Annotated in this window: 18 protein-coding genes, 2 tRNA genes and 1 pseudogene; 4 read left to right on the plus strand and 17 right to left on the minus strand. The window is 68.9% G+C overall.

The window, feature by feature from the left end:
• Positions 1–762: 762 nt before the first annotated feature.
• From E0E18_RS14225 to E0E18_RS10530, 3 genes and pseudogenes are all read right to left on the minus strand, one after another.
• A pseudogene (locus tag E0E18_RS14225) lies at positions 763–2,763 on the minus strand (alpha-(1->3)-arabinofuranosyltransferase domain-containing protein); the annotation flags it as partial.
• A gap of 26 nt (positions 2,764–2,789) precedes the next feature.
• Positions 2,790–2,984: a DUF2613 domain-containing protein gene (locus E0E18_RS10525; protein WP_066586525.1), complete on the minus strand. Its 195-nt coding sequence runs from the start codon at positions 2,982–2,984 to the stop codon at positions 2,790–2,792.
• A 154-nt stretch (positions 2,985–3,138) separates the two neighbouring features.
• Entirely contained in the window at positions 3,139–3,657 is a 519-nt protein-coding gene (locus E0E18_RS10530) for a universal stress protein (RefSeq protein ID WP_130840721.1), read from the minus strand.
• A gap of 37 nt (positions 3,658–3,694) precedes the next feature.
• On the opposite strand from E0E18_RS10530, the gene E0E18_RS10535 reads away from it, so the two are divergent.
• Positions 3,695–5,008, plus strand: coding sequence for a glycoside hydrolase family 3 N-terminal domain-containing protein (locus E0E18_RS10535; protein ID WP_130840724.1), 1,314 nt, complete (start codon positions 3,695–3,697; stop codon positions 5,006–5,008).
• A 30-nt stretch (positions 5,009–5,038) separates the two neighbouring features.
• Positions 5,039–6,760, plus strand: a complete 1,722-nt coding sequence (locus E0E18_RS10540) for a VanW family protein (RefSeq protein ID WP_419866051.1) — start codon at positions 5,039–5,041, stop codon at positions 6,758–6,760.
• On the opposite strand, the gene E0E18_RS10545 is transcribed toward E0E18_RS10540, so the two are convergent.
• A complete protein-coding gene (locus E0E18_RS10545; protein WP_474077610.1) occupies positions 6,737–7,906 on the minus strand; it encodes an oxidoreductase in 1,170 nt (389 codons plus the stop codon). The two genes, E0E18_RS10540 and E0E18_RS10545, sit on opposite strands and share 24 nt — an antisense overlap.
• A gap of 139 nt (positions 7,907–8,045) precedes the next feature.
• Between E0E18_RS10545 and E0E18_RS10550 the strand changes: the two genes are divergently transcribed.
• The gene (locus E0E18_RS10550; RefSeq protein WP_130840726.1) at positions 8,046–9,662 is read left to right on the plus strand and encodes an MFS transporter; all 1,617 of its coding nucleotides are present in this window, start codon (positions 8,046–8,048) and stop codon (positions 9,660–9,662) included.
• An 18-nt stretch (positions 9,663–9,680) separates the two neighbouring features.
• Here the strand turns inward: E0E18_RS10550 and E0E18_RS10555 are convergent, their stop codons facing one another.
• From E0E18_RS10555 to E0E18_RS10610, 12 genes are all read right to left on the minus strand, one after another.
• On the minus strand, positions 9,681–10,409 hold the full coding sequence (locus E0E18_RS10555; protein ID WP_237559744.1) for a LutC/YkgG family protein: 729 nt from the start codon (positions 10,407–10,409) through the stop codon (positions 9,681–9,683).
• Positions 10,406–11,947, minus strand: a complete 1,542-nt coding sequence (locus E0E18_RS10560; protein WP_237559745.1) for a lactate utilization protein B — start codon at positions 11,945–11,947, stop codon at positions 10,406–10,408. The genes E0E18_RS10555 and E0E18_RS10560 overlap by 4 nt, the downstream gene beginning before the upstream one ends.
• On the minus strand, positions 11,944–12,768 hold the full coding sequence (locus tag E0E18_RS10565; RefSeq protein WP_130840728.1) for a (Fe-S)-binding protein: 825 nt from the start codon (positions 12,766–12,768) through the stop codon (positions 11,944–11,946). The genes E0E18_RS10560 and E0E18_RS10565 overlap by 4 nt, the downstream gene beginning before the upstream one ends.
• A gap of 674 nt (positions 12,769–13,442) precedes the next feature.
• A complete protein-coding gene (locus E0E18_RS10570) occupies positions 13,443–14,027 on the minus strand; it encodes a hypothetical protein (protein ID WP_237559746.1) in 585 nt (194 codons plus the stop codon).
• Between the two features lie 14 nt (positions 14,028–14,041).
• On the minus strand, positions 14,042–14,620 hold the full coding sequence (locus tag E0E18_RS10575; protein WP_272914250.1) for an arsenate reductase/protein-tyrosine-phosphatase family protein: 579 nt from the start codon (positions 14,618–14,620) through the stop codon (positions 14,042–14,044).
• A gap of 97 nt (positions 14,621–14,717) precedes the next feature.
• Positions 14,718–15,869, minus strand: coding sequence for a polysaccharide pyruvyl transferase family protein (locus tag E0E18_RS10580; protein ID WP_130840733.1), 1,152 nt, complete (start codon positions 15,867–15,869; stop codon positions 14,718–14,720).
• Positions 15,851–16,309, minus strand: coding sequence for a hypothetical protein (locus E0E18_RS10585; RefSeq protein ID WP_130840735.1), 459 nt, complete (start codon positions 16,307–16,309; stop codon positions 15,851–15,853). The genes E0E18_RS10580 and E0E18_RS10585 overlap by 19 nt, the downstream gene beginning before the upstream one ends.
• Before the next feature lie 71 nt (positions 16,310–16,380).
• Positions 16,381–19,188: a tyrosine-protein kinase domain-containing protein gene (locus tag E0E18_RS10590; protein ID WP_130840737.1), complete on the minus strand. Its 2,808-nt coding sequence runs from the start codon at positions 19,186–19,188 to the stop codon at positions 16,381–16,383.
• Positions 19,185–20,285: a glycosyltransferase gene (locus tag E0E18_RS10595; RefSeq protein ID WP_130840740.1), complete on the minus strand. Its 1,101-nt coding sequence runs from the start codon at positions 20,283–20,285 to the stop codon at positions 19,185–19,187. The genes E0E18_RS10590 and E0E18_RS10595 overlap by 4 nt, the downstream gene beginning before the upstream one ends.
• A gap of 22 nt (positions 20,286–20,307) precedes the next feature.
• Positions 20,308–21,852, minus strand: a complete 1,545-nt coding sequence (locus E0E18_RS10600; RefSeq protein ID WP_130840742.1) for a sugar transferase — start codon at positions 21,850–21,852, stop codon at positions 20,308–20,310.
• Between the two features lie 449 nt (positions 21,853–22,301).
• Positions 22,302–22,374 (minus strand) — tRNA-Thr (locus E0E18_RS10605).
• A 71-nt stretch (positions 22,375–22,445) separates the two neighbouring features.
• A tRNA-Gly gene (locus E0E18_RS10610) sits at positions 22,446–22,516 on the minus strand.
• Between the two features lie 137 nt (positions 22,517–22,653).
• On the opposite strand from E0E18_RS10610, the gene dcd reads away from it, so the two are divergent.
• Positions 22,654–23,262, plus strand: coding sequence for a dCTP deaminase (gene dcd / locus E0E18_RS10615; protein WP_066586551.1), 609 nt, complete (start codon positions 22,654–22,656; stop codon positions 23,260–23,262).
• Positions 23,263–23,535: 273 nt separating this feature from the next.
• Here the strand turns inward: dcd and E0E18_RS10620 are convergent, their stop codons facing one another.
• Entirely contained in the window at positions 23,536–24,525 is a 990-nt protein-coding gene (locus E0E18_RS10620; RefSeq protein ID WP_161972275.1) for a lipase family protein, read from the minus strand.
• Positions 24,526–24,815: the final 290 nt, after the last annotated feature.

Consider the following 24,815-nt stretch of genomic DNA (forward strand, 5'->3'; position numbering starts at 1 on the left):
GCAGGCCAGCTTCGAGCCGTCCACCGTGGTGACCGCAGAACAGTCGGAGGAGGTCATCCGCACGCGCACACCCTCACCGGTGCCGGGGAGATTCCCGGGAAGACTCCCGTCCCGGTTCTCGGGCACAGTGACGGTGCGGCGCATCGTCCCCTCTGGGATCTCCTGGCCCAGGACCCAACGCACCGGCCGCAGGTCACCGTCGACCTGCGGGTCGGGTACGACGATGTCCCTGCGGGGGGTGATGTCCTCCCCGTCGGGTCCGTGAAGGGAGAGTTCGCTGACTCCGGCACCGCCCCATGCCCCGGTGATGCGCAGTTCCACCCTGTCGGCGTCCCCCGGTGGCAGGGACACCGTCTCCTGACGCCCCACCGGGATGCGCACCGTGGAGGACGCCACGGTCGAGTCCCCGAGGAAGGTGGTGACCTGGACGCGCAACGCCGAGCCCTGGGCCTGGGCCGTCAGCCTCATCTGGTGGACGGGACTGTCGAGGGACACGGTCAGTGACTGGTTCACCGGTGAACCCGGTGTCGGGTACCAGGCGGTCGTCTCGTCCCCGTCGACGGCTGCGGAGACCGACGAGAGTGTGTCCGCCCCTCCGAGGGAGGTCGGGTCGTCGGCCGATGAGCTGGCGTGGATGTGCCCTCCCGATTCGCGGACCCGGGTCATCCCTGACCCGTCCTGCCTGCCCGAGGGGTAGTCGTGCACCGGGTTGAGGCCGCGCCAGGGGTCGTCCCCGGCCCGGATCGCCGAATCCGGGGATGTCACGGTGCCGTAACTGTGCTCGCGCAGGGCAGGGGTGTCGGTCACGGTCAGTGCTGTCCCGGTCGCGCCACGTGCGACCAGGGCGTCCACACCCTCATCGCCGAGCAGCAGCCGGTCCCGGGGCGTCCCGCCCCCGCCGGAGTCGCTCCCGCCGGTGGCACTGTCGGCGGCGGCGAGGCGCGGCAGGACCTCCGCACCGCCGGAGACCACATCAAGGTCCCTGACATGCACCGTCCGGGGGGCGGTCGTGGAGGAACCGACCTGGAAGATCCTCACCTCCCCGTCGCCGAAGGACGCCACCTCCGTGAAACCCGGTGAACTCTGCAGGGTCCGCAGCACGGTGCGGGACCCCGGAGTATCGGCCGACGCCACCAGGTCCGACCTCACCAGCAGATAACCCACCCCCTGCTGGACCAGTGCACCGGCCAGAGTGGGGGCCGGTGACCCCGGGTCGAACTCCCGCTGCACCCCGTCGAGACCACGGATCGCCTCGGGAGGAACCAACGGCACGGCGTCCCGCACCACCCAGGGCACGTCGAGGAGTGCCTGTGCCGGCTCATCACGGGTGTTCCCCCAGCTCTGGCGGGCCGTGGCAGCGCGGGGAAGGATCATCGTCCGGGTCGACGACGCCCCGTGCGCAGGATCGTTGAGCCAGTCAGCGGCCTCGGTCCAGTAGGACGGCACCTCACGGTAACCGTCGACCGGTGTCAGACGGGCGGACCACGCCGGGGCGGTCACCACGGCGAGCAGCAGCACCACCGCAGTACACGTCACCACACGACGGTCCCGCTCCGGGTGTGCCAGCGCGGCAGGGGAGGGCAGCCGGACCGGTGCAAGCAGGTGCGCCACCCCCACGACCAGGGGAAGGTGGACGAGAGGGTCGAACTTGTGGAGGTTGCGCAACGGGGCACCTGCACCGTCGAGGAATACCCGGGCCGCCTCATGCACCGGGGAGAACGGTCCGGCGACCCCGAAGACCAGCAGACCGGCCGTCAGCATCAGCAGCCACACCGTCCGGTGCGGCACCGCGCCCCGGCCACGACGGGCCAGTCCCGCCAGCCCGAGCAGGGCGACGGCGAGAGTCCCGGCGACGAAGACGGCACCGGTGACCAGGGCTGCGCCGGCCTGCCTCTCCCCGTCGAGGAAGGGGGTCCAGCTCGTGGTACCCCGCAGAACCTCCCCGAGGTTGAACCAGTGGGTGGTGATCCCGGCGGACTCGATGTAGTCGGTGAACGGCGGGGAGTAGCGGCCCAGGACGAGCAGGGGACCGACCCACCAGAAACAGGCGGCGGCAAGGGCCGGAACCCAGTACAGCAGGAACCGGCGGGCGGTACGCCGGGTACCCCTGTCCGCCGAGCACACTCCGGCGACGAACCACCACACCACCGCCGGGACGACGGCCGCCGCCGTGGCCACCGCATTGACGGCCCCGAGGCACAGCACGGCCACGGCGGAGGAACACGCCGCGAGGGCGGTGCGGCGACGGGACGGGACGGTGCCCGGCGGGGCAGCCGCCGGTGCGGGGAGCAGCCGGACGACCGGGAGCATGATCCACGGCACCAGCGCCACCGTCCACGCTTCCGAAGAGATCGCCCCGAGGGTGGTCAGTATGCGGGGGGACAGGGCGTAGAGCACCGCCGCGGTCACCCGGGACGCCCGCGACCCGGTGCCCGTCGCCTCCAGCAGCCTGACAGTCCCGGCGAATGCGAGACCCAGCAGCAGCGCCCACCACAGTCGCTGGGTCAGCCAGTCCGGCAGGGGGGACAGGAGCGCGAAGAACAGTCCGTGGGGGAAGAGGTACCCGTACGCCTGGTTCTGCAGCTGGCCCAGGGGGAAGATGTCCGTCCACGGGGACAGTGCCTGGCCGAGGAAACCCCACGGGTCGGCCACGAGATCGTGCTTGGTGTCCGCGACGGTCAGACCGGGGGACTGCACGAGGCAGAGCAGCAGCCAGGCGCAGGCGGCAGTGAACCAGCCGCGCCGGGTCAGCGTGGACGTCACCGGATACCGGCTGGTGTGCGGGGTCGTCAGCGACGCTCGCCGTACTGGACGGAACCCAGGATGGCGTTGTTGGCGTCGATGTTGTTCGACGGCAGGTCAGAGCTGTCGGCGACCATGCCGACACCGAAGGTGACGGCGCCACCGATGACGATGCCGATGACGGCGGAGGCGATGGCGGGGCCGACGCTGCGGCGCGGCGTGGAGTCGGTCTCGAAGGGCATCGGTTTCAGGTCCTGTCTCGGATCAGGGTTGATCAGGGTTGATCGGGGAGGATCGGGGTTGATCGGGGGGCAGTCAGCGGCAGGGTCCGGCGGTGAAGTGACACCGGAGGGCCCGGTGCCGTGGATCCTGTGGAGTCTACCCGGGCCGGCCGGACTATTCGTCCTGTTCGGGCTGTTCGTCCAGCGGAGGCACGACAAGCACCGGGCACTGGGCGTGCTTGACGAGGTTGTCGGCCACGCTGGACTGCAGCAGTGACCGCCAGCCGGTCAGGGCACGGGTGCCGGCGACGATGAGGTCGACACCGAGCTCCTGTGACGCCTCGACAATGGCACTCCACACGGCAGTCGTCGACTCTACCAGGTAGGGTTCTGTCTCAAAACCAAGTTCCGCCGCCAGGGCCACACCCTCGTGGCTGATCTGGGTGGCGTCGATGTAGGCGGGGTCCGAGGTGACGTCGTCCGGGTCCTCGAAAATCCCCTGGCCGCCGCCCGCCAGTCCGCCGACGCCCGCGGCCCTCGCCGCCTGCCGGTGGATCGGCTCCCAGGCGGTGATGATGTAGGCCTTGTGGGACGACAGCAGCCGTGCCGCGTATTTGATGGCGTCCCGGGCCTGGTCAGAACCGTCGAAGGCGATGAGGACAGAATCTGTGTGGGCGCTCGTGTCGCTGCTCATGTCCCTGACACTAGTCCCACCAAGTACCGTCGGGAGTATGAACACCCCTCACCGCCACCACCCGTCAGCGGTTGCGGCCCTCCTGTCCGCAGCACTCGTCTGCCTCGCCTCCTGCTCCGGCACCGACGGCTCCGGCACCGCGGAATCCACCCCGGCCGCACAGTCGACCACCGGTGCGTCAACTGCGCCGGCACCGGGTCCGGGCACGTCGACGGGGCAGGACGCCGCGACCGGGTGCGCAGTCAACCCGGCCAACCCGGCCCCGTCAGACACCGCGGCGGTGCGCCGCGCCGCGGCCGCGACCCTCGCCGTCGGCGTCACCGGTTACGATGCGGCCGCCGCAGCAGTCGACAACGGCGTCCGCCACCTCTTCATCGGCTCCTCCACGGACCGGTCACTGCTGGACGGACAGGGGGATCCGGCACGGTCCCTGGCGTCCCTGCGCCAGCGCGTCGCGGACCTCGACGGACCTGACGGCCCGGGCCTCACCGTCTCCGTCGATGAAGAGGGTGGCAGGGTGCAGAGGCTCGCAGACCTGACCGGCACCCTCCCCTCCGCCCGGGACATGGCAGCGACCATGACCCCGGAACAGGTCACCGCACTGTTCACCGACCACGCAAGGAAACTGCGTGACCTGGGCATCACCATGGACTTCGCCCCGGACACCGACCTCGGCAGCGCCACCGGATCCGCCGACGACGCCATCGGTGACCGGGCCTTCTCCACCGACCCGCAGGTCGTCGTCACCTACGGGCGGGCGGTCGTCGACGGTCTGTTGGCAGGTGGCGTCACCCCGGTCATCAAACACTTCCCCGGCCACGGGCACGCGACCGGGGACTCCCACACCGGCGCGGTGACCACCCCCCCGCTCGACCGGATGGGACCGGACCTGCAGCCGTTCCGGGAACTGTCGCAGATCCCCGGGGTCGCCGTGATGGTCGGCCACATGCAGGTGCCCGGCCTCGACTCCGGACAGGGGGCCGGCCAGACGCCCGGCGGAGGAGAAACGGCGGTCACCGGTGCGGACACCCCTGCCTCACTGAACCCGGCGGCGTACGCACTGCTGAGGGAGGGGGATGCCGGGGCACCGGGGTTCACCGGGGTGGTGTTCACCGACGACCTGACGGGCATGCAGGCGGTCACAGACCGGTACTCCGCCGGAGAGGCCGTGGTCGGGGCGTTGCGGGCAGGCGCCGACGCTCCCCTGGTCTCCTCCGGGGTGGATGCCGCACAGGTCCCCGGGATCCTGGATTCGGTGGTCTCGGCGGTCTCCGGGGGGACTCTCGGGGCCGACGTTCTCGCCTCCGCGGCGGACCGGATCTGTGCGTCAACTGTGCCGGGGCGGCGGTGAACGGTTCCGTGAGAGGTTAAGGTATGTGTCGTGACCAGCAGAACGTACAGCTCCCGGGACGCCGGGCACCCACACGCCCGTAAGCGGCGGCGCAGTCTGTGGTGGCTGTGGACCCTCCTCGGCCTCTTCGGGATCGGGGGAGTGCTCTACGCCACCGACCTCGTCATGTCGGAGGGGACGGTGCCGCGGGGAGTGACCGTCGGCGGGGTGGACATCGGGTCGATGACCCCGGAGCAGGCAGAGGTGCGGCTGCGCAACCAGCTCGACGCACAGGTCAAGACACCCGTGACCGTCACCGCCGGCGACATGGAGACCACGGTCGACCCGGTGACCTCCGGACTGACCGTGGACTGGGACGCCACGGTCGACCAGGCCGGACAGCAGCCGATGAACCCGATCGTGCGCATCACGAGCTTCTGGCAGACCCGCGAGGTGGGCACGGTCAGCCATTTCAACGAGCAGCTCCTCGGCGGCACCGTCAGTCGTGTGACCTCGGACCTCAGCCGTGAGGCGGAGAACGCCGCCCTGTCGATCGACGACCAGGGCAGGCCCGAGGTCACCGACGACATCGACGGCCAGAGCGTCGACCGAAACGCCGTGGACGACGGCACCCGCCGCCACTGGCTCAACGCCGACCACCGTATCGCCGTGGACGCCGACAGCACTGACGCCGACGTCGACCGGGAGGACGCCGAGGTGGCGGTCCGCGACGTGGTCGACAAGGTCACCGCCGGTGACGTGGTCTTCACCGGCCGGGACAACGTCAACGGGGTGCTCCGTCCGGCAGACATGGGCAGGATCGTGACCTTCACCCCGGACAACGGCAGTTTCCGCACGGACTGGAACGTCGACGCCGCCCGCGAGATCCTCAGCGGAACCCTCTCCGCGACCGAGGTGGAGTTCCGCAACGCCAACTTCGAGGTCAACGGCAGTGACCTTGTGGTCGTGCCCTCACAGGACGGGGTGGAGATCGACTGGGACAAGACCCTTGACCCGCTGGCCGACAAACTCCTCGACACCACGAACCGGCGCCACGAGGTCAGCTACGAAGACCACAAGGCGACCTACACCACCGAGATGGCGCAGAAGGCGAACTTCGACGACGTGATGGGGTCCTTCACCACCGGAGGCTTCGCCGGGGACTCCGGCGTCAACATCCGCCGGGTCGCCGAAGAGGTCGACGGTGCGATCGTGCTGCCGGGACAGACGTTCAGTCTCAACGGGTACACCGGCCCCCGCGGCGAGGCCCAGGGGTACGTGGAGGCCGGGGTGATCGAGAACGGGCACGCCGACCGTGCCGTCGGCGGCGGTATCAGCCAGTTCGCCACCACCCTGTACAACGCCTCCTACTTCGCCGGCATGGAGGATGTCGCCCACACCCCGCACTCCTACTACATCAGCCGGTACCCGGCCGGGCGTGAGGCGACCGTCTTCGAGGGGGCGATCGACCTCCAGTTCAAGAACACCTTCGACACTCCGGTGCTGATCCGGACCAGTGCGGACAGTTCCTCGGTCACCGTGGAACTGCGTGGGGTGCGGCACGTGGACGTGGAGTCCATCCCGGGGCCGAAGACGGACTACACGGATCCCGAGCGCATCGAACTCGACGGCGACACCTGCTCCCCGTCCTCCGGGTCGAGAGGGTTCACCACCAGTGACACGAGGGTCATCCGGGACCTCGACGGCCGGGAACTGTCGCGGACGACCACGACGACGAAGTACGATCCCTCACCTATCGTGACCTGCCGCTGAGACGGGGTAGTCCGTGTAACCGGACGCCCCGCCGAAGTAGAAGGTCGACCTGTCCGGGGTGTTCTCCTGCGGCGTGGCCGCCGCGTCGACGGCGGTCCACCGTGCGACAAGGTCAGGGTTGGCCAGGGCCGGACGGCCCACGGCAGCGGCGTCGTAGCCGAGCGCCAGAATGTCCAGGGCGTCCTGTCTGGTACTGACCTGACGGAGCCCGGTGTTCCGGTTGGCGAAGACAGGGCCGTTGAACCTGTCACGCAGGCCGGTGGCCAGTTCGCCGCCGAGGTCCGGCTGCTCCAGGTTGAGGTAGGCGATGCCCTGCCCGCCGCCGAGTGAGTTCAGCCCGTCGACGAGATGCCCGTAGGTTTCCGCGGCGACGGAGTCGTCGTCCTCGACAACACCCTGGATCGTCATGCCGGGGCTGATCCTGATACCCGTCCGGTCGGCTCCGATGCGCTCTGCGACGGCTGCGGCGACCTCTGTGACGAACCGGGCCCGGTTCTCCGGGGACCCGCCGTAGGAGTCGGTCCGGATATTGGACCCGGGGCCGAGGAAGGAGTGCAGCAGGTAGCCGTTGGCGGAGTGCAGTTCCACCCCGTCCAGGCCGGCGGTGACGGCACGTTCGGCGGCGTCGGCGAAGCCCCTGCGGACCCGCTCCAGGCCGGCGTCGTCGAGGGCGACGGGGGTTTCGTAGGGGATCCGGTTGCCCCGGGCGTCATGGGACCATCCGTCGTGGTCGACGGCACTGGCGGATTCCACGGGCAGTCCGGTGACCTGGCTGTGGGTGTTCCATCCGGCGTGCATGAGCTGGACGACGATGTGCCCGCCGGCGGCATGGACCGCGTCGGCGACGGCACGCCAACCGGGGATCTGGTCGTCGGACCAGAGGCCTGGCTGGGTGTAGGAGACGCGTCCCTCACGGGTCGGCGATGTTCCGTCGGTGACGATGAGTCCCATGCCGGCACGCTGGCTGAAGTGGCGTGCCATGAGCTCGCCGGGGCGTCCTTCCGTGTCCGCCCGCAACCGTCCCATCGGTGCCTGGACGATGCGGTTGGACAGTGTGAGACGGCCGGCCTGCAGGGGCCGGAGGATCGCGGTGGCGGGTGACATCGGTGAGGGGACGACCCCGGAAACTGGTGAATCCTGGTTCATGGGACCGGAGTCTACGTGAACCGGCACAGGCGCGCCGACCCCTGCCGCACCACCGGCGGACGGGCCCGGGAGGACCCGGGGGAGGCTGTAGACCCCGGTAACGTCCCAGGTCGTGTTCAGGTCCGATACAGTTGCGGGAATGAGCAGTACCGCAACCCGCACCCGCTCCGGCGGCGGACGGCACCGTAAGGTCCCCGACCGGTCACCCCGCCGCGTTGTCGGGTGGAGCCTCGGCGTCTCCGCGGTCTCCACCGTCATGATGACGCTCGACATCACCATCGTCCTCGTCGCCCTCCCCGCGATCCGCGAGGACCTGGGCCTGACCCTGTCCGGGTCACAGTGGGTCATCAACGCCTACTCACTGACCTTCGCCTCCCTGATGCTCGCCGCGGCGAGCCTCTCCGACATCGTCGGGCGCCGGACCATCTTCCTCATCGGCCACGTGATCTTCCTCGCCGCCTCGGTCGGATGTGTCCTCACCGGTACCGAGGCAGGTCTGATCGCCTTCCGTGCCGTCCAGGGTGCCGGCGGGGCACTGGTGTTCGGTACAGCCACACCGCTGCTCGCCGACGCCTTCGAGGAGAAGGACGCCGCGAAACGGACCAGAGCCGTCGCCGCCATGATGGGCATCGGCGGTGCCGCCAGCGCCTTCGGACCACTGATCGGCGGGGCCCTGGTGGAGACCGGTGAATGGAGGTGGATCTTCGCGATCAACATCCCCATCGGGGTGCTCGTCATCCTGGCGACCCTGGTCTTCGTCCCCGACCTGTACCGGGAGTCCCGCAGCCGGGCCGGTGCCGCACCTGCCCCGCAGGGCGTCCCGGTGACCCCGCAGCGCCGTGCCCCGAAGGTCTCCGTCTTCGCGATGCTGCTGACCGTCGGTGCCCTCGCACTGTTGAACTACGGGATCATCGACGGCGAGGACCGGGGGTGGACCAGTCAGGTCATCGTGGCGTCCCTGGGGGCGGGTGTCCTGCTCTTCGCGGCCCTGGTGCTGTGGGAACTGCACAAACGCGACGGGGCGATGATCGACTTCCGGCTGTTCCGGATCCCCTCCTTCGCCACCGTCACCTTCAACGCCTTCGCCTCACGCATGTTCAGCTTCGGTATGCTGCCCTTCCTCGTCCTGTGGATGTCCGGGCAGCTCGGACTGTCCGCCCTGGAGATCGGGTACGTGGCCAGCGGACTGGCCGTACCGATGATCCTGTTCTCCGCCGTCGGTATCCGGGCGGTGGCGTGGATCCCGGTCGGCTGGGTGCAGGCCGTCGGCATGGTCATCGTCGCCGGCGGACTGATGCTCGGCCTGCGGCTGGACACGGACTCCGACTGGCACACCCTCCTGCCCATGCTCATCGTGATGGGGGCCGGGACCGGACTGATGCTCCCGCACGTCATGAGTCTGGCGGTGGAGGTCGTCCCCGCGTCACGCACCGGAATGGCCAGCGGGCTGGCGAACACCGCCCTGCCGCTGGGAACCGCCACCGGTGTGGCGGTGTACGGCGCCTACCTCGCCAACAAGGTCAACGGCGGGCTGGACACCCTGCCGATCCCGGAACAGTTCCGCGGGATCGCACAGGACGCTGCGGAGGCCGGCCAGTTCAGGCTCATCGCGCAACGGTCGGAACCGCTCGCGCAGCAGGCCCTGCAGTTCTTCCTCGACGGGCTGCACGGCATCTTCATCATCGCCGCGATCCTCGCGCTCATCGGCGCCGTCGCCAGCGTGGTGTTCATCAGGAAGCCGCGGGAACGGGCCTGAGCCGTCCGTACCTGTCCCTCAGCCGGCGAGGACCACGTCGAGGGTCCTGGGCCCGTGGACACCCTGGACACGGACCAGTTCGATGTCCACGGAGGCGCTCGGACCCGCGACCATGGTCACCGGTGTGGTGTGCAGTCCGACACCGGTGAGTCGGGTGACCGCCTCAGGGAGCAGTTCGACGATGTCGCTGACCCTGACCACCACCACATGGTGATCGGGGACCAGGGTGGTGGCGCGGCGTCCTGAATTCTCCCCGGCGAGCAGGACTGTCCCGGATTCCGCGACCGCGCAGAACGATGCGGTCACCACCGCATCGACCGCGTCAAGGTCCGCGACTGAGACGGGGGAGGACGCCGAATCCGGGAGTACCTCGCCACCCTGCGCCCGGAACCCGGCGAGCCAGCCCCCGCGGAGCGTGGCCGGTGCCACGATCCTGCTGCCTCTGCCGCCGTGCCCGCGGTCGGTGAGGAAGGACGCCACGGCGTCACCCACCGCGCTGTCGTTGTCGGCGACACGGCGGACGGTGGCGTCGTAGTCCTCCAGTCTGTCGGTGAGCAGGCTGACCAGTTGCTCTCCGGCCAGGGTGCCGGCGCGCCGGTACCTGCGGGGCACGGGTACGGTCTCGCCGGGGGGCAGGGAGCTGCCGGCGTCGCCCGTGATGCCCAGGGAGGACCGTATCCGGGCGAGAACCTCAGAGCGGGCGTCGCCCTGCGAACCGCCCTGCGAACCGGTCTGTGAATAAGTCACTGTCCGTCCCTTTCTTCCGGGTGCTGTTCATGCCGCCGGTTCTCCCTCTCCCGGAACCAGCTGCGGAAGGACTGCCCCGGTGGCCGGGGGATGTCACGGGAGGAGGTCCACCGGCCGGCCACACCGGGCAGGTCGTACACGCCGCCGCGGGGGGAGAGTCGATTGACCACGGGCAGACCCTTCTCGACCAGGGCCATGCGCCGTCCGTCGCTCATCATCCACTTCGCCCCGTCGAGGGCCGCGTCCAGCTGCGTGTGCGGGAGGCGGGAACCGTGGTTGACCTCCTGGTCCTGGGCGCGCAGCCTGGTCAGCATCTCGGGGATGTTGATCTTCACCGGGCAGGCGTCGAAACAGGCCCCGCACAGGGAGGAGGCGTACGGCAGTGACCCGTTGGCGGATTCGTCGACCCCGGTGAGCAGTGGGGTGAGGATTGCGCCGATCGGCCCCGGATACACCGAACCGTAGGCGTGGCCGCCCGCCCGCTCGTAGACAGGGCAGACGTTCATGCACGCCGAGCAGCGGATGCAGCGCAGGGCCGTACGCCCGTGCCGGTCCGCCAGGGCCTGGGTCCGTCCGTTGTCCAGCAGGACGACGTGGACGTTCTGCGGTCCGTCACCGGGGGTCACCCCGGTCCAGAAAGACGTGTAGGGGTTCATCCGTTCCCCGGTGGAGGACCGGGGGAGCAGTTCCATGAACACTTCGAGATCCTGGAACGTCGGAAGCAGCTTCTCGATGCCCATCACGGTGATGAGCGTCTCCGGCAGGGTCACACACATCCGGCCGTTGCCCTCGGACTCGACGACGGACAGGGCCCCTGTCTCCGCGATGCCGAAGTTCGCCCCGGACACGGCGACCCTGGTCTCGAGAAACTTCCGGCGCAGGTGCCTGCGGGACGCCTCCGCCAGGTGCTCCGGTTCGGAGTCCAGGTCGGGGTCCACGTCATCCATGCCGTTGAGGAAGATCTGACGGATCTCCTCACGGTTGCGGTGGATGGCGGGCACCAGGATGTGGGAGGGCTTGTCGCCTCCGAGCTGCACGATCAGTTCGGCGAGGTCCGTCTCATAGGCGTCGATGCCCGCCGGGGCCAGGGCCTCGTTGAGGCCGATCTCCTGGGTGGCCATGGACTTGACCTTGATGACGTCCCGGCGTCCTTTTTCGTTGAGCGGGGCGTTCTGCTCGATGAGGGTGCGGACGATCGTGTTGGCCTCGTCGGCGTCACGGGCCCAGTGGACGTGGCCCCCGGCGGCGGTGAAGGCGTCCTCGAACTGGATGAGGAGTTCGGGGAGACGGGCGATGACGTCGTCCTTCGTGGCTGCGGCGGCGTCGCGCAGGTCCTCCCAGTCCGGCATCTCGGACACCCTGAGGGCGCGTTTGCCGCGGATCGTCCCGGTCGCCTTGCGCAGGTTGGTGCGCATCTGGATGTTGCCGAGCTCGTGTTCGGCGACTTCGGGGAAGGGGTGGAGTTCATTGAGGTTGCCGTGGCCGGGGACGGTGGGCATGCCCAGGACCGTGCGGCTGCCGTTGTCGGTGACGCTCATCGCAGGGCACCTCCTGTCACGGTCGCGCCTTCCTCGGGCAGGAGCAGGGGATGCTCCTTCGTCGAGGCGAGGATCCTGGCGAGGTGCACGGCGGCGGGGATGTGCCCCTCTCCGGGGACCAGGCGACCGGTCCGGGACAGGCCGCCGCCGATGTGCATCGGGCAGGAGGCGTCACCGCCGGTGCAGGTGGACGCCCCGGTCGACAGTATCGCCTCGACCTTGTCACCGAGCATCGCGCCGGAGACCTGCGGGTTCTTCACCGAGAAGGTGCCCCCGAATCCGCAGCAGGCGTCCTCGTTGCTGATGGTGCGCAGTTCCAGACCTTCCACGGAGGCGAGAAGGTCGCGTTGCCGGTCGCCGAGCCGCAGCAGGCGCATCCCGTGGCAGGAGGGGTGGTAGGCGACGGTGTGGGGGAAATAGGAGCCGAGTTCCTCCGCCGCGTCGGTCACCCCGAGGACGTCGGTGAGGAACTGGCAGAGTTCGTAGGTTCGTCCGGCGATCTCCGAGGCCCTGGTGGCGAGGCCCGGGTCGCCGTTGTACTCGGCGATCATCGGGTGCTGGTGCCCCAGGGAGGCGACACAGGAGCCGCTGGGGGCGACGGCGTAGTCCCAGTTCTCCTCTTCGAACGCCCGGACGTGGTTGCGGACGACCGGGTAGGCGTCCCTGAACTTGCCGGAGTTGATGTGCATCTGTCCGCAGCATGCCTGGCGTTCCGGGAAGATGACGCGGTGGCCGAGACGTTCGAGGACGCTCACGGTCGCCTGCCCGACCTCCGGGTACATTGCATCGACGATGCAGGTGGCGAATAGTGCGATCTTCATGGGGAGTCACCCCTCAGGTTGTGGTTCGTCAGTTCTGGTTCGGGTGTCGGTCTTCTGTAGGCCGACCGGGCCGGTCGTCGGAGGGGCAGGCGGGGGAGGGCAGGTCAGTGTCCTCCTGTGGACCGGTCAAGGCCCGTCGTCTGCCCCCGGGGGCGCAGTCACCCTCCACCCTATACCGGAACAGTTCCTTTGGTCTGACCACAGGGTGAAATGCTGTGGGCTGCGGTGCCGGGGGAGGGCGGACGCAGAAACACCACCGGGTCAGGCGCCGGAGGAGGTAGATCCGGGCTGACTGCCACTGCGGGGGGAGAGAGGTCGGCTGAGGCGACCTGCGGAGGGGTGCATCCGGCAGTGGGCCGGTGGTGTTGTGCGGGGAGATGACCCAGAGAAGAGAGATTCTGCCTGGTGGGGCCGGTCTTCCCTGCGGTGTGCACTGACGATAGGCAGGCCGGCCGGACACGTGCAACGGGCCTGCCGGGGATCCGGGGGTGGCCAGGTGGATACCCCAGGGGGGTACCCGGTCGGGTACTTCCGTATCGAAGTCGCAGGTGGATGAAGAGCAGGAAACAATCGCGGAAGCGGCAGAACCGTTACCAGGGTCCCGCAACGGGGGTGGCAGGGGGGAACGGGGCCGGAAGACAGACAGGGAAGGACGCCCGGACCCGACTGACGGGTCAGCAGGAACGTGCCGCGAGGGCCTTCACCCACCCGGCGGTCTGGTACACACCCTGGCGCACATGCTCGCCGACGGACCTCGGGGACGCCGGCCTGTTCACGGCCAGCTCACCGTCCCAGCACCTGCTGAAGTACAGACGGACCCGCCCCACATGCTCGCGACTCGTCCCGGTGACATAGGCGGACCGCCAGCCGTTGGCGTCCGCCAGGGCGGCGAACCCCCGTGCCTCACCCCGGGTGGTGGACGGGTCCGGGGCGAAACAGTGGACCCGGACACCCGGAAGCTCCCCGCAGTACCGGTCCTCAATGACCTGTCCCACCGGGTTCGACAGCACCAGGTCCGGAACTCCGAGCTGCTGTGCCAGGTCCCGCGCAGCCTGGTAGTCCCCGGGCGGGACGCCACCGAGCTGCACGATCACGTCGACGTCGTCCGGCACCGGGTCCATCCGGGGGAAGTAGATCTCCTTCACCGCGAACCAGGACCACCCGACAGTGAGGGCCAGGACGAGGACGACGGCGACGAGCACGGTGCGGCGCAGCCGCCCGCCGCGGATCCGTCGCCGGCCGCGTGACCGTGGTCCCACCCGGTGCGTCATCGTCAGCGCCCGTAGGTCAGCAGGGCGGACAGTTCCGCGACGTCGTTGTCGATCGCCTCAAGTACCCGGGTGTACTCCTTCGCCGAGCTGAAACCGACCGGATCCTCGACATCCCCGTCCACCCTGGGCAGCCCGTGCCGGAGTTCCGGGAGGGCGGTCAGGGAGGGGAGCAGACCACTGCGGTGCCACTGCGCCAGCTGCGGCAGACGGAACGTCTTCGACATCGCGCCGGGGTGGGTGATGAGACAGGAGTCCACCTGACGCTGCTCGAAGCAGACCACCAGGTCCTGGGCTTCCAGGATCCGACGGCTGACACGCCGTGCGGAGAAGCCGTTCCCGTCGATGCCCCTGCCCTTCAGGTAGTCGACGGACCTGGAGTCCATGGGGTGACCGGACAGACCGGCGACACCGGCACTCGACACGGCAATGCCCGGGTGGTCACCGCCGAGGTAGTCGCGGAGAAGGTACTCGGCGGCAGGGGAGCGGCAGATGTTCCCGGTGCACACGAACAGGACCCGCAGGGGTGCGGGGGTCTGGGGGGGAGCAGATGACTGCTGTTCGGACGACATGGCTGACGACATGGCTTCGGTCTCCTGTGAGGTGGAGGGACGGAGTGGTGGAGAGCTGGACTGTGGAGAGCTGGACGGAAACGGTCAGGACCGGCCGGACGGGACGGGGTCAGGCGGGGCTCGTGGTCCGGGCCAGTCGACGGAGATCGTCGACCATTTCCCGGTGCCGCTCCTGCAGCACCGGAACACTGGAGCGTACACGCGAATCGTAGCGCGACTGATCCTCCGGATCCTCACGCAACCCGACCACCTGCGACACCACCTGGTCGACATCGAAACTGTTGACGTTGTGCACCCACTCCCCGAGTCCGAGGTCGGCGAACGCGGAGAACCCCTTCCTCTCGTAGGCGAGGTGGATGACCCGGTGCCCGGCGCGGACCGCCAGGAGCGCCGCGTGGAGGCGCACGGCGACCACCACCCTGGGCGGGTCCTGGTGGTGGACGCCACGGCGCAGATACTCGTCCTCGTCGACAGTGTTCCCCGGGGTGACCTGCTCCTGGGCGGCTCCGTCGTCGTTGCCGCCGACGGTGCTCTGGACGTAGCCGACGACCGGGACTCCGGCGTCCCGCAGTCTCCCGGCGAGCGACACCACCAGTGGAGGCAGTTTCCCGTGGACCTGACGGACGCTGAGGACGGTGGACGGGGACCCGGGGTGCCCTCCGGGACGGTCTGCGTCCCCGAGCCCCGTCGTCTCCGGGGCACCGTCGAACCGTGAGGTGAAGTCAGGGGACGCGATCGCGAGGTCCGGCATGCGCACCGCGTTGTTCGGCCCGACGTCCAGGCCGAGCTCCTTCATCGACCGGTCGTCACGCACCATGACCAGGGACAGCCGCCGCAGCAGTGGTGCGTAGAGTGCCCGGGTGCCGCCGCGGAGAGGGCCGATGCTCTGCGGAAGATAGACGGTGGGCGAGGAGGTGAAGGCGGCGGCGACCAGCTGCGGACCCATGACCAGGGCACACTTCAGCGCTTCCGTGACCCGCCCTGCCCGCAGGTATCCCCCACCGACCCCGACGACCAGGTCATACCTGTCGAGCTGACGCAGCACCCGCAGATAGTCACGCCGCCAACCGCGGGCAGAGGGGCGGGAACTGTGGAGGGTCACCGGAAGATGACGGAAGCTCTCCGGGTCGGAGGCGCACAGGGTGATGTCCGTGTCCCCGCCGAGGGCTTCCCTGAGAAGTGCCACGGTCTCCTCGACGAGAAGACCGTCACCCCGGTTTCTCGAGCTGTATCCGTGCAGGATCAGCGCCTTGCTTTCCATGTGGACTTCCTTTCGCGGGACGGTGAGGGGGTGTGGGGGACGGTGTCCGCCGGGGGAAGGAGGACAAGGGGGACAAATGCCGCGGCACTGACAAGCTGCGCCACCGCGATGGCGGTGAGCAGTGGACCGTCCGACAGGGTGAGCAGGGAGACACCGAGGATCGTGGGCCGGATCACCGACCAGACGAGGCACAGCGAATCTCTGCCGGTGATGTAGGGGACCTTCGTCACCAGCGACGTCACCAGGGAACCGAGAGTGAACACGCCCAGGCAGAGGAGGGTCCGGGCCGTGACATCCGGGCCGTCTGCCGCGAAGACCACGGCAGCGACGACGACGACCGCGGAGAAGAACGCCAGGACGACACTGGACCAGAGGCCCCGGAGAGTCCATCTGCGGACAGTCCCCGGGTCTCCCCGGCGTACGGCGTCCGAGATCTTCATCTCGAAGCCCGGTGCGACGANAGAGGGGTAAGAGGGGCAGGGGGGGGGCCGGCCGGCTCCGTCCGTCGAATTCAGCGGTCGGGGTCGGGGCGGGAGGTACCGCCGGGTACCTCGACGCTGACGGAGTCCTGTGTACCCGTGGAGGCGGTGCGTCCGGCGTCCTCCCCGGATTCTGGCCCGGATTCTGGCCCGGTTTCTGGCCCGTCCGTGGCTGCGTCCGGGAGGTCCGGGGTGGCTGCGGTACCGGCGGTGGCTGCGGTGGCCCCGTACCCGTGCGCGCCGTGGCCGTTGTCCCTGCCGTACCTTCCCTTCGGCGCCGGAGTCTGGGTGAAGACGGTACCCAGGATCCGGGAGTTCACGGCGGTGAGGGTGTCTGCCGCCGCGGGGAGCTGGTCGGGGGTGGGGCCGTTGTACCGCACCGTGATCAGCACCCCGTCCGCGGGAGAGGCGACCAGCGCACCGTCGGGGACGGGCAGCACCGGGGACGCGTCGAGGATGACATGGTCGAAACGGGCGGCGAGCTGGGCGAGGATCTCCCCGAAGCGCCTGGACCCGAGCAGTTCTGCAGGGTTCGGCGGAATCGGACCGGAGGCGACCACACTCAGCCCCTCCGTGGCGGTCGACTGGATGACGTCGCCGATGTCCGCCCGGCCTGACAGGGCCGTGGACAGGCCCACCGCACTCTGGAGATTGTTGCCCACATAGTTCGTGACACTCGGGTCACGCAGGTCGGCGTCGACCAGGCAGACGCTCTCACCGTCATCGGCCAGGGCGAGGGCCAGGTTCACCGCCAGGGTGGACTTGCCGTCACCGGGCATCGCCGAGGTGACGGCCAGCACTGTGGGGGCATTGTCGACGTCGAGGAACCTGAGGTTCGTGCGCAGCTCCCGCAACTGCTCGGCGGCCGGGGTGGGGGCACCGGAGAAATCGAGGGTGTGGTGCTCGACGAGGACGTCGGCGGTACCGACGCTGCCGATGACCGGGGCGTCGACGATCTCCTGGATGGCCGCGGGATCGGTGATCCTGCGGTCGAACAGGCCCCGGCACACGGCGGCGACAGCGCCCACCACAAGGCCCACCACAAGTCCGAGGGCGATGTTCAGGGACATGTTCGGGGACGAGGGCGACGTCGGCGTGACCGCCTGGTTGAGCAGTGCGAGCTGCGGGGCGCCGCCGGCACCGGGAGCTGAGGTCTGCTCGTTGAGCTCACGGACCATCTGCTGCAGCTGGGTCGCCGCAGAATTCGCCACATCCCGTGAGAGCACGGGATCCCCGGAGACGGCCGTGAGATCGAGGATGACGGTGTCCTTGTGGGCTCCGGCGTCGAGCATCGCCATGACCTCGTCGGGCGTGCGGTCGAGGCCGAGCTGGTCGACTACGCGCTGGCTCAGTGCCCGGCCGTTGGCCACCTCCGCGTAGGAGCCGACCTGCTTCTGGCTGAGCAGGACGCCCTGGTAGGCGTCACTGGAACCGCCGGTGGACGCCGTGCCCACGTACACCTGGGCGGTCGCCGTGTACTCCTTGGTCATGAGAGCGGTGGCACCCCAGCCGGCGAGGGCGCCCACGAGCGCGCCGACGACGAGCATCCACCAGGACCTGCGCAGATGACCCAGGTAGTCGACGAGCACGTTGCGGGCGGAGAACGTTCCACCGGCCGAAGATGCGGTGGAGGCTGGTGAAGTCCGGGAGATCATGGTGGTCCTTAGTCGTCGGGAAGATGGCGGGCAGTGGATCGGGTGTCCGGTACCTGTCTCACCGGGAGGGTCGTCGCCGGGGTCCGGCACGGTGTCCTGCGCAGCCTGGCGGCTGGCCAGCGCCACCGCGCCGACGATGAGCGGAAGGATCGGGGTGGTGTGCCGCAGGGCGGAACCCCAGTCAGGTTCGAACAGGCCCTGGACAACGAGAAAAGCCAGGGGAAGTGCGGTGAACCGGGCGAGCAGCGGGTTCCCCCTGCCCGCCGTGCCGGCGGCCCGGACCGCGCTGGTCCAGATGAGTGCGAAAAGTACGCCGATCACCAGGTAGTACGGCGAGAACTTCGCCAGCATCGGCAGGGGGACGATGAAGAACAGTGAGGTCAGGGTGGAGTTCAGGATGCCGCCGAGCGGTTCCGGGGCATTGACGAACCGGGTGATCAACGAGCCGGTGTTCGCCTGCCTTTCGGCGGTGTCGTTGGCGTCTGTACGGAAACTGTCCGCAGGTACGCCCATCACGGTCCACACCGCCAGGCCGGTGACCACCGCAACTCCCACGATCATCCACACCACCTGTGCGGTGCTGCGGGTCCCAGGACCGGCCGGACGTCGGCTGAGCAGTACCCGGAAGACCACGTAGAGGCCCATGACGATGAACCAGTAGGTGCGGAACTCCGCCCCCAGCAGTGCCATGGACGCGACAACGAGGATCTCTCCGAGGAGGTTGACCGGCATCAGCACGATGACCAGCATCGCCAGGGAGATGACCACCTCCTTGGTGTAGGCCGCCTGGTACACGCCGACGGCCAGGGGGGTGACCAGTGCGAGCACCAGGGCGAGGGTGCTCAGGTGGACACTGTCCACACGTACCAGCACGGCCCCGAGGACGGCTGCGCCGATGACGACGCCGAGGACGGCGGCGGCTGTCGGCGCCTCCACCATGCCGATGCGGGTGTAGAACGCGGCGATGGCACTGTACGAGCCGGCGCCGAGGTCCGCCGCGTCAAAGGGGGAGGACATGATCCAGCGGATGGTGGCGGCGTCATTGCCGAATCCGCCGAACAGTCCGGTGAGCCTGGGACGGACGAGCAGACCCACCGCCAGTGCGACCGCACCGAGGCACACCCCGAGGACCAGGGGCGACGAGGCCGGCCCCCGGGTGTGACTGCTGTCGGTCCGTGCGGTCACAGCACTGCCTTCCGGTCGGAGGTTCTCCCCACCGCCAGATCATAAACCGAGGTGAGCCGGTCCCGCTGGGTCTGCGGGGAGTGCGCACGGTCAAGTGACGTCCAGTCCGCAGGGTCCCTTCCCGCGGTGAGGATCCGGACTGCCCTGCGCGCGGCGTCCTCCGGTGTGCCGAACCTCGCCTCGGCCGGGCACTCCTGCAGGGCCGGGATGTCCCGGACGAGGAGGGGGACGCCGATCCTGCGGACCTCGAGGACCGACATGGGGAACCCGTCCCACCTTGCGGTGTGGACCACCACTGACAGTTCTGCGATGCGCCGGTGAAGCTCATCCCCGTTGAGCCAGCCGGTGACCTCGACCCCGGCGTCCTCGAGAACGGGAATGAGGGAGGTGTCTTTGCCGTCCCCGTCCCCGATCCACACGAAGCGGGTCTCCGGCAGTTCCCCGCGGATCAGCCGGGCGGTGGCGGCGAAGAAGGCCGGGTCGCGTTGCGGGGTCACCCGGGAGACCACGCCCACCGTCTGCGGGAGGGTGGGTGACCAGCTGTCCACGGGGGCGGGGTGGTCCTCGGCGAGCACGTTCGGGACCACGGTGACAGGCACTGTCCACGGCAGGCCGTGTCCGAGACCGCACATGAGTTCACCCTCCCAGACCGCGCAGGGTGCCCCCACGGTGGTCAACGGGTAGAGCATCTTCTCCAGCAGTCGGAAGGCCCGGCGTTGCGCGGCGGGGATGTCGGCCCGTTCGAAGGCGAAACTGTGCGGGGTGTACACCACCGGGACGGTGTCGCGGCCGGGTGTCATGCGGTCGAGTGCTGCGGCGAGGCGGACGTAGACCCCGGCGAAACTGGAGTGGGCGTGGACGACGTCCGGGCGCAGTTCGGCGACGGCGTCGCGGACCGCGCGCACGGCGGCGAGGGGGGACGCCGGGAGTTCCCGGTCCACGGTGAAGACACCGGGGCTGCGCGGGACGGGCGGGGCGGAGCTGCGGGCGTTGTTGGACAGCAGCAGGTGGCTGTGGTCGGGCAGAAGCCGGGCGTACTGCTCGACGGCGGTGGCGACCCCACCGTGGTAGCAGTCGGTGACGTGCAGGATCTTCATGGTCGTTCCGACTGCCCCCGGCTCAGTAGGCGCCACGTGACAGGGCCACGGCGCGGAACGTGCGCGCGATGGTCTTGATGTCCAGGGCGAGCGACCAGTTGTCCACGTAGTACAGGTCGAGCCGTTCAGCCTGTTCGGGGGTCAGGTCGGAGCGGCCGGAGACCTGCCACAGTCCGGTGATGCCGGGGCGGACCTCCATACGCATCCTCATGTCGGAGCCGAAGGCGTCGACCTCGTGCTTGAGGTGGGGGCGCGGACCGACGACGCTCATGCTGCCCATGAGGGAGTTGAAGAACTGGGGTAGCTCGTCGATGCTCGTCTTGCGGATGAAGCGTCCGACCCTGGTGACCCTGGGATCGTTCTTCATCTTGAACAGTCCTTCCGCGCCGACCTGCTCGCGCAGCTTCTGGAGGCGGGCGTCGGCGTCCGTGTGCATGCTGCGGAACTTGAAGATGCGGAACGGCTGGCCGTGCAGGCCGATACGGGTGCTCACGTAGAAGACCGGGCCCCGGTCCTCGAGCTTGATCGCCAGTGCGGTGAGCAGCATGACCGGTGAGACGAGGATGAGGGCGACCGCCGAGACGGTGATGTCGAAGACCCTCTTGATCAGCCCGTTGGCGGCGCTGAACCGGGGACGGTCGACGAACAGTGCGTGGCGGGGGCCGAAGGGCACGACGTCCAGCCGGGTGCCGCTGATGCCCTCGAGCATGGGGTCGAGGTACAGGCGCATGTTGAGCTTGTCCAGCTGCCAGGACAGCCTGCGGAGATTACGGTGGCCGAACTCTCCGATGGACGCCACCCACACGGCGTCACACTCGTAGCCCGCGGCGGCCTTGGCGAACTCCTCGGTGGTGAGGATGCTCATGCAGATTCCGTCGACGGGAATGCCGTGGACGTCGAGGAGCTCGTCCCGGTTCTCCGGGTCGGTGAGGAGGATGCCGTGGATGAGGTCGCCGACGTCCTCCCTGTCATGGAAGGACAGGATCATGCGGTTGATGTCCCTGACCTGTCCGATCGCCAGGAAGCTGTGCCTGAGGTCGGTGCGGAAACGGTCGGTGACCCGCAGGTTCACCATCCGGGAGACCATGAGCAGGAACAGTCCGACGGGCAGGCCGAACAGGGCGAAGTGCCGGAACACCGAGTAGGAGGAGATGGCGTCGACCATGGCGAGGCCGGAGGCGAAGACCAGGCTGCCCTTGATGACGTTCTCGCGGCCGATGCGGTGGAAGGTGCGGGCCTGGTGACTGTAGCCGTGGGTGAGGCCGATGCAGGCGAGCCAGAAGACCGAGACCGCTGCGCTGAGCAGGAGGTTCCGGGCGGTGAAGAAGTGGTCGGTGATGACGCCGAAGTCTGGTGCCCAGGTGTAGATCGAGAGCAGGTCGGCGATGAGGACCGCGGTGACGACGGCGAGGGTGTCACTGAGGACGTAGAACACCGTGCGCTGGGAGTGCCGGAACCGGCGGGTGTCCGCGGTCTTGGCGAGGTGAGGGAGGGAGGGGCGGGGGATGACGTCAGGGAAGGGGTTTCCTGTTGACCGGGAGGTCGACGGTGGAGTGCGGAGAACCATGGGAGAGTCGTTTCTGTGTGCCGGCAGGTGAGGGGGCTTGACTGGAGAGGTACGGGGGTAACAGTAATGCTTTCCCCGCCGTTACACGACGGTCCTGTCTGTACGGAGGCGGTCAACATCTGGTCTGACCAGGAGTTTCCTGGTAGTAGCCGCAAAAGGAGAGGGGCACTGAACAGGCGTTACACAAAAAACAGTGATGTTGGTCACGTAAGTTAAGCCAACGTTACGTACTGCTTGCGGGGGCGTGTCACCTGCGGTTTTACGTTCACGGTGAGTTGAATCCGGAGTCAGTGTGCGTCGGTGTCCGGCGGTCCCGGAGGCGCTCCGTGGGGCACGGGGGTGGCCGTGTAACGGAGTCGGATGTGACGGAGACCGGACGCGGTCCGGGGTGCAGATACGCAACGACCCGGCAGAGCTGGCGGCAGCTGTACCGGGTCGTGATCGTTCCGAGCCCCCTGACAGAATCGAACTGTCGACCTTTTCCTTACCATGGAAACGCTCTGCCGACTGAGCTAAGGGGGCGGGCGGCGGTCCCGCACACGGAGCCTGACGTGCAGTGCACGCGGGCAGGTCCGGGAGGAGAACCGCTGCTGAGCCGATGACGGGAATCGAACCCGCGCCACCTGCTTGGGAAGCAGGAGTTCTACCATTGAACTACATCGGCAGTGCCCGGCAGCAATGCTGCAGTCTTCGACCAGGTTTCTCTACCAGGGTCTCCGACCGGGCAACGCTAAGTACTGTAACACACCCCGGCGCAGTCCCGGAGCCAGCCCCACGTGTTGACTGCGCTACGCTGTTCACGTGCTTCTTTCCGACCGAGACATCCGCACCGCCATCGCCGACGGGGCACTGTCCCTCGACCCCTTCGACCCGTCGATGGTCCAGCCGTCCAGCATCGACGTGCGCCTGGACCGCTACTTCCGGGTCTTCAACAACTCGAAGTACACCCACATCGACCCACGGCTGCCCCAGGAGGAACTCACCACCCTCGTCGAGGTCGGTGACGGACTGGGGGAGGACGGCACCGCCATCGCCGACGGCGGCATCGCCGGGGAGGCCTTCATCCTCCACCCCGGGGAATTCGTCCTCGGTTCGGTCCTGGAGTACATCACCGTGCCCGACCACCTCGCCGCACGGTTGGAGGGGAAGTCCTCTCTCGGACGCCTCGGTCTGCTCACGCACTCGACCGCAGGGTTCATCGACCCGGGTTTCACCGGCCACGTGACCCTCGAACTGTCGAACACCGCCAATCTGCCGATCGCACTGTACCCCGGCATGAAGATCGGTCAGCTGGCCATCTTCACCCTCTCCAGTCCGGCGGAGAACCCCTACGGCTCCGGTGCCCTGGGGTCGAAGTACCAGGGGCAGCGGGGGCCGACACCGTCCAAGGCCTACCTCAACTTCCTGTAGAGGACGCCGAGTTCCGGGCTCCGGGGCGGGAGACTCCGACCCCCGCTGTGCCCGGTGCCTGCCGCCGGACACAGGTCACCCCCGGCAGTGTCGCCACTGACCGGGGGTTTCCTGCTGACGTTTCAAGAGGAGAATGCTCAGCTGCCGTATACGGATCCTTTCTGTCTGCCGATGAGATTCAATCTACGAGCGGCTTCTTGGAGGACCCTGGCAATCGACTGACGCCTCGGTGCGATCTCGGTGCAGGTTGTCCGGACGCTCTTCCGGGCCCCTTCAGACCCGCGACGATGCGAAGGCGACGGCGTCCTCGAGACCGTCGGTCCACCCGGCGTGGCCCGCGGGGTCCTCGTCGACCCGGTAGGTGACGTCCATGCCGTTGGCCTCGGCCTCCGCCACCAGGCGGGCGGTGAACGGGGCAGGACTGACCATGTCGTATGCCTGCTGGTAGATGAAGACCGGGGCGTCGTACCCGTCGACCGGGACGGCGAGGTGCTCCCGCACCGCGGGCAGGAGGTCACCGGTGGCCAGAGGCCTGGTCACCAGGTCACCGACGGGAATGTCGGCCACGGCGTCCGACATCTCGAAGTAGTTCGCGGTCTCCGCCAGATCGACGATCCGCCGGCCCGTGTCGGTGAGGTAGTCGTCGAGGGGGAAGTCAGGTCGCGCCGCGCGGAATCCGGCGAGCACGAAAGCCAGGTAAGTCTCCAGGTCAGGCTGGCTGAACTGCAGGACCGGGGTGACCACGGCAAGCTCGTCGGCGATACCGGCGGGGACGCCGCCGGCGGTGACTGCGGCGAGGTGGAGCTCCGGGGCGTACTCCGCGGCCATCTCCGCCGCCGCCATCGAAGCGTGGCCACCCTGCGAGTAACCGTTGGTGACCCATGTGGTGGACAGGTCGTCGCTGAGCGACCGGGACGCCCGGACGATGTCGATCATCGCGGCACCCTCACTGTGGGTGTTGAGGTAGGGGTGGACCCCGTCGGTGCCGAGACCGACGTACTCGGGTGCGGCGACGGCGAAGCCGGCGTCCAGCCAGTGGGCCAGGTACTGGTCGCCGGTGTTGTCCTCCCCGACCCAGCCTGTCCAGGAGACGTTGGCGTCCCCCAGGCCCTGGGTGCCGTGGCCGTAGACCAGTACCGGCCATCCGCCCTCGGGCGCCTGTCCCTGTGGCAGATAGAGGGTGCCGAGACTGGAGGCCTTCTCTCCGTGGGGGCCGTCCGTCTCGTACTCGAAGTGCCAGCCACCGCTGGAACGGGTGAGCACCAGGTCGTCCGGGAGGACAGAGGAGGAGATGACGGTGCCCCGTGTAGGGGCGGAGGCCGTGGCCGCTGGTGCCGCCGTGGCCATTGTTGCGGCGGGGGTCGGGGGGGGGGGGGCGGGGGGGGGGGGGGGGGGGGGGGGCGGGGGGGGGGGGGGGGGGGGGGGGCGGGGGGGGGGGGGGGGGGGGGGGGGGGGGGGGGGGGGGGGGGGGGCGCGGGCGCGGGGGCCCGCCGCGACACCCGCGGGGCTGCCCCCTCGCGCCCCCCCTCGCCCTCTGACAAACCCGACCGCCC

Source organism: Corynebacterium neomassiliense, from assembly GCF_900626215.1.
GTDB lineage: Bacteria > Actinomycetota > Actinomycetes > Mycobacteriales > Mycobacteriaceae > Corynebacterium > Corynebacterium neomassiliense.

Coding starts and splice junctions, on each gene's coding strand:
- E0E18_RS10550 (WP_130840726.1), top strand. CDS start 8,046: ATGAGCAGTACCGCAACCCGCACCCGCTCCGGCGGCGGACGGCACCGT.
- E0E18_RS10525 (WP_066586525.1), bottom strand. CDS start 2,984: ATGCCCTTCGAGACCGACTCCACGCCGCGCCGCAGCGTCGGCCCCGCC.
- E0E18_RS10595 (WP_130840740.1), bottom strand. CDS start 20,285: ATGAAGATCCTGCACGTCACCGACTGCTACCACGGTGGGGTCGCCACC.
- E0E18_RS10560 (WP_237559745.1), bottom strand. CDS start 11,947: ATGAGCGTCACCGACAACGGCAGCCGCACGGTCCTGGGCATGCCCACC.
- E0E18_RS10575 (WP_272914250.1), bottom strand. CDS start 14,620: ATGTCGTCAGCCATGTCGTCCGAACAGCAGTCATCTGCTCCCCCCCAG.
- E0E18_RS10535 (WP_130840724.1), top strand. CDS start 3,695: ATGAACACCCCTCACCGCCACCACCCGTCAGCGGTTGCGGCCCTCCTG.
- E0E18_RS10530 (WP_130840721.1), bottom strand. CDS start 3,657: ATGAGCAGCGACACGAGCGCCCACACAGATTCTGTCCTCATCGCCTTC.
- E0E18_RS10545 (WP_474077610.1), bottom strand. CDS start 7,906: ATGAACCAGGATTCACCAGTTTCCGGGGTCGTCCCCTCACCGATGTCA.
- E0E18_RS10585 (WP_130840735.1), bottom strand. CDS start 16,309: ATGAAGATCTCGGACGCCGTACGCCGGGGAGACCCGGGGACTGTCCGC.
- E0E18_RS10580 (WP_130840733.1), bottom strand. CDS start 15,869: ATGGAAAGCAAGGCGCTGATCCTGCACGGATACAGCTCGAGAAACCGG.
- E0E18_RS10565 (WP_130840728.1), bottom strand. CDS start 12,768: ATGAAGATCGCACTATTCGCCACCTGCATCGTCGATGCAATGTACCCG.
- E0E18_RS10600 (WP_130840742.1), bottom strand. CDS start 21,852: ATGGTTCTCCGCACTCCACCGTCGACCTCCCGGTCAACAGGAAACCCC.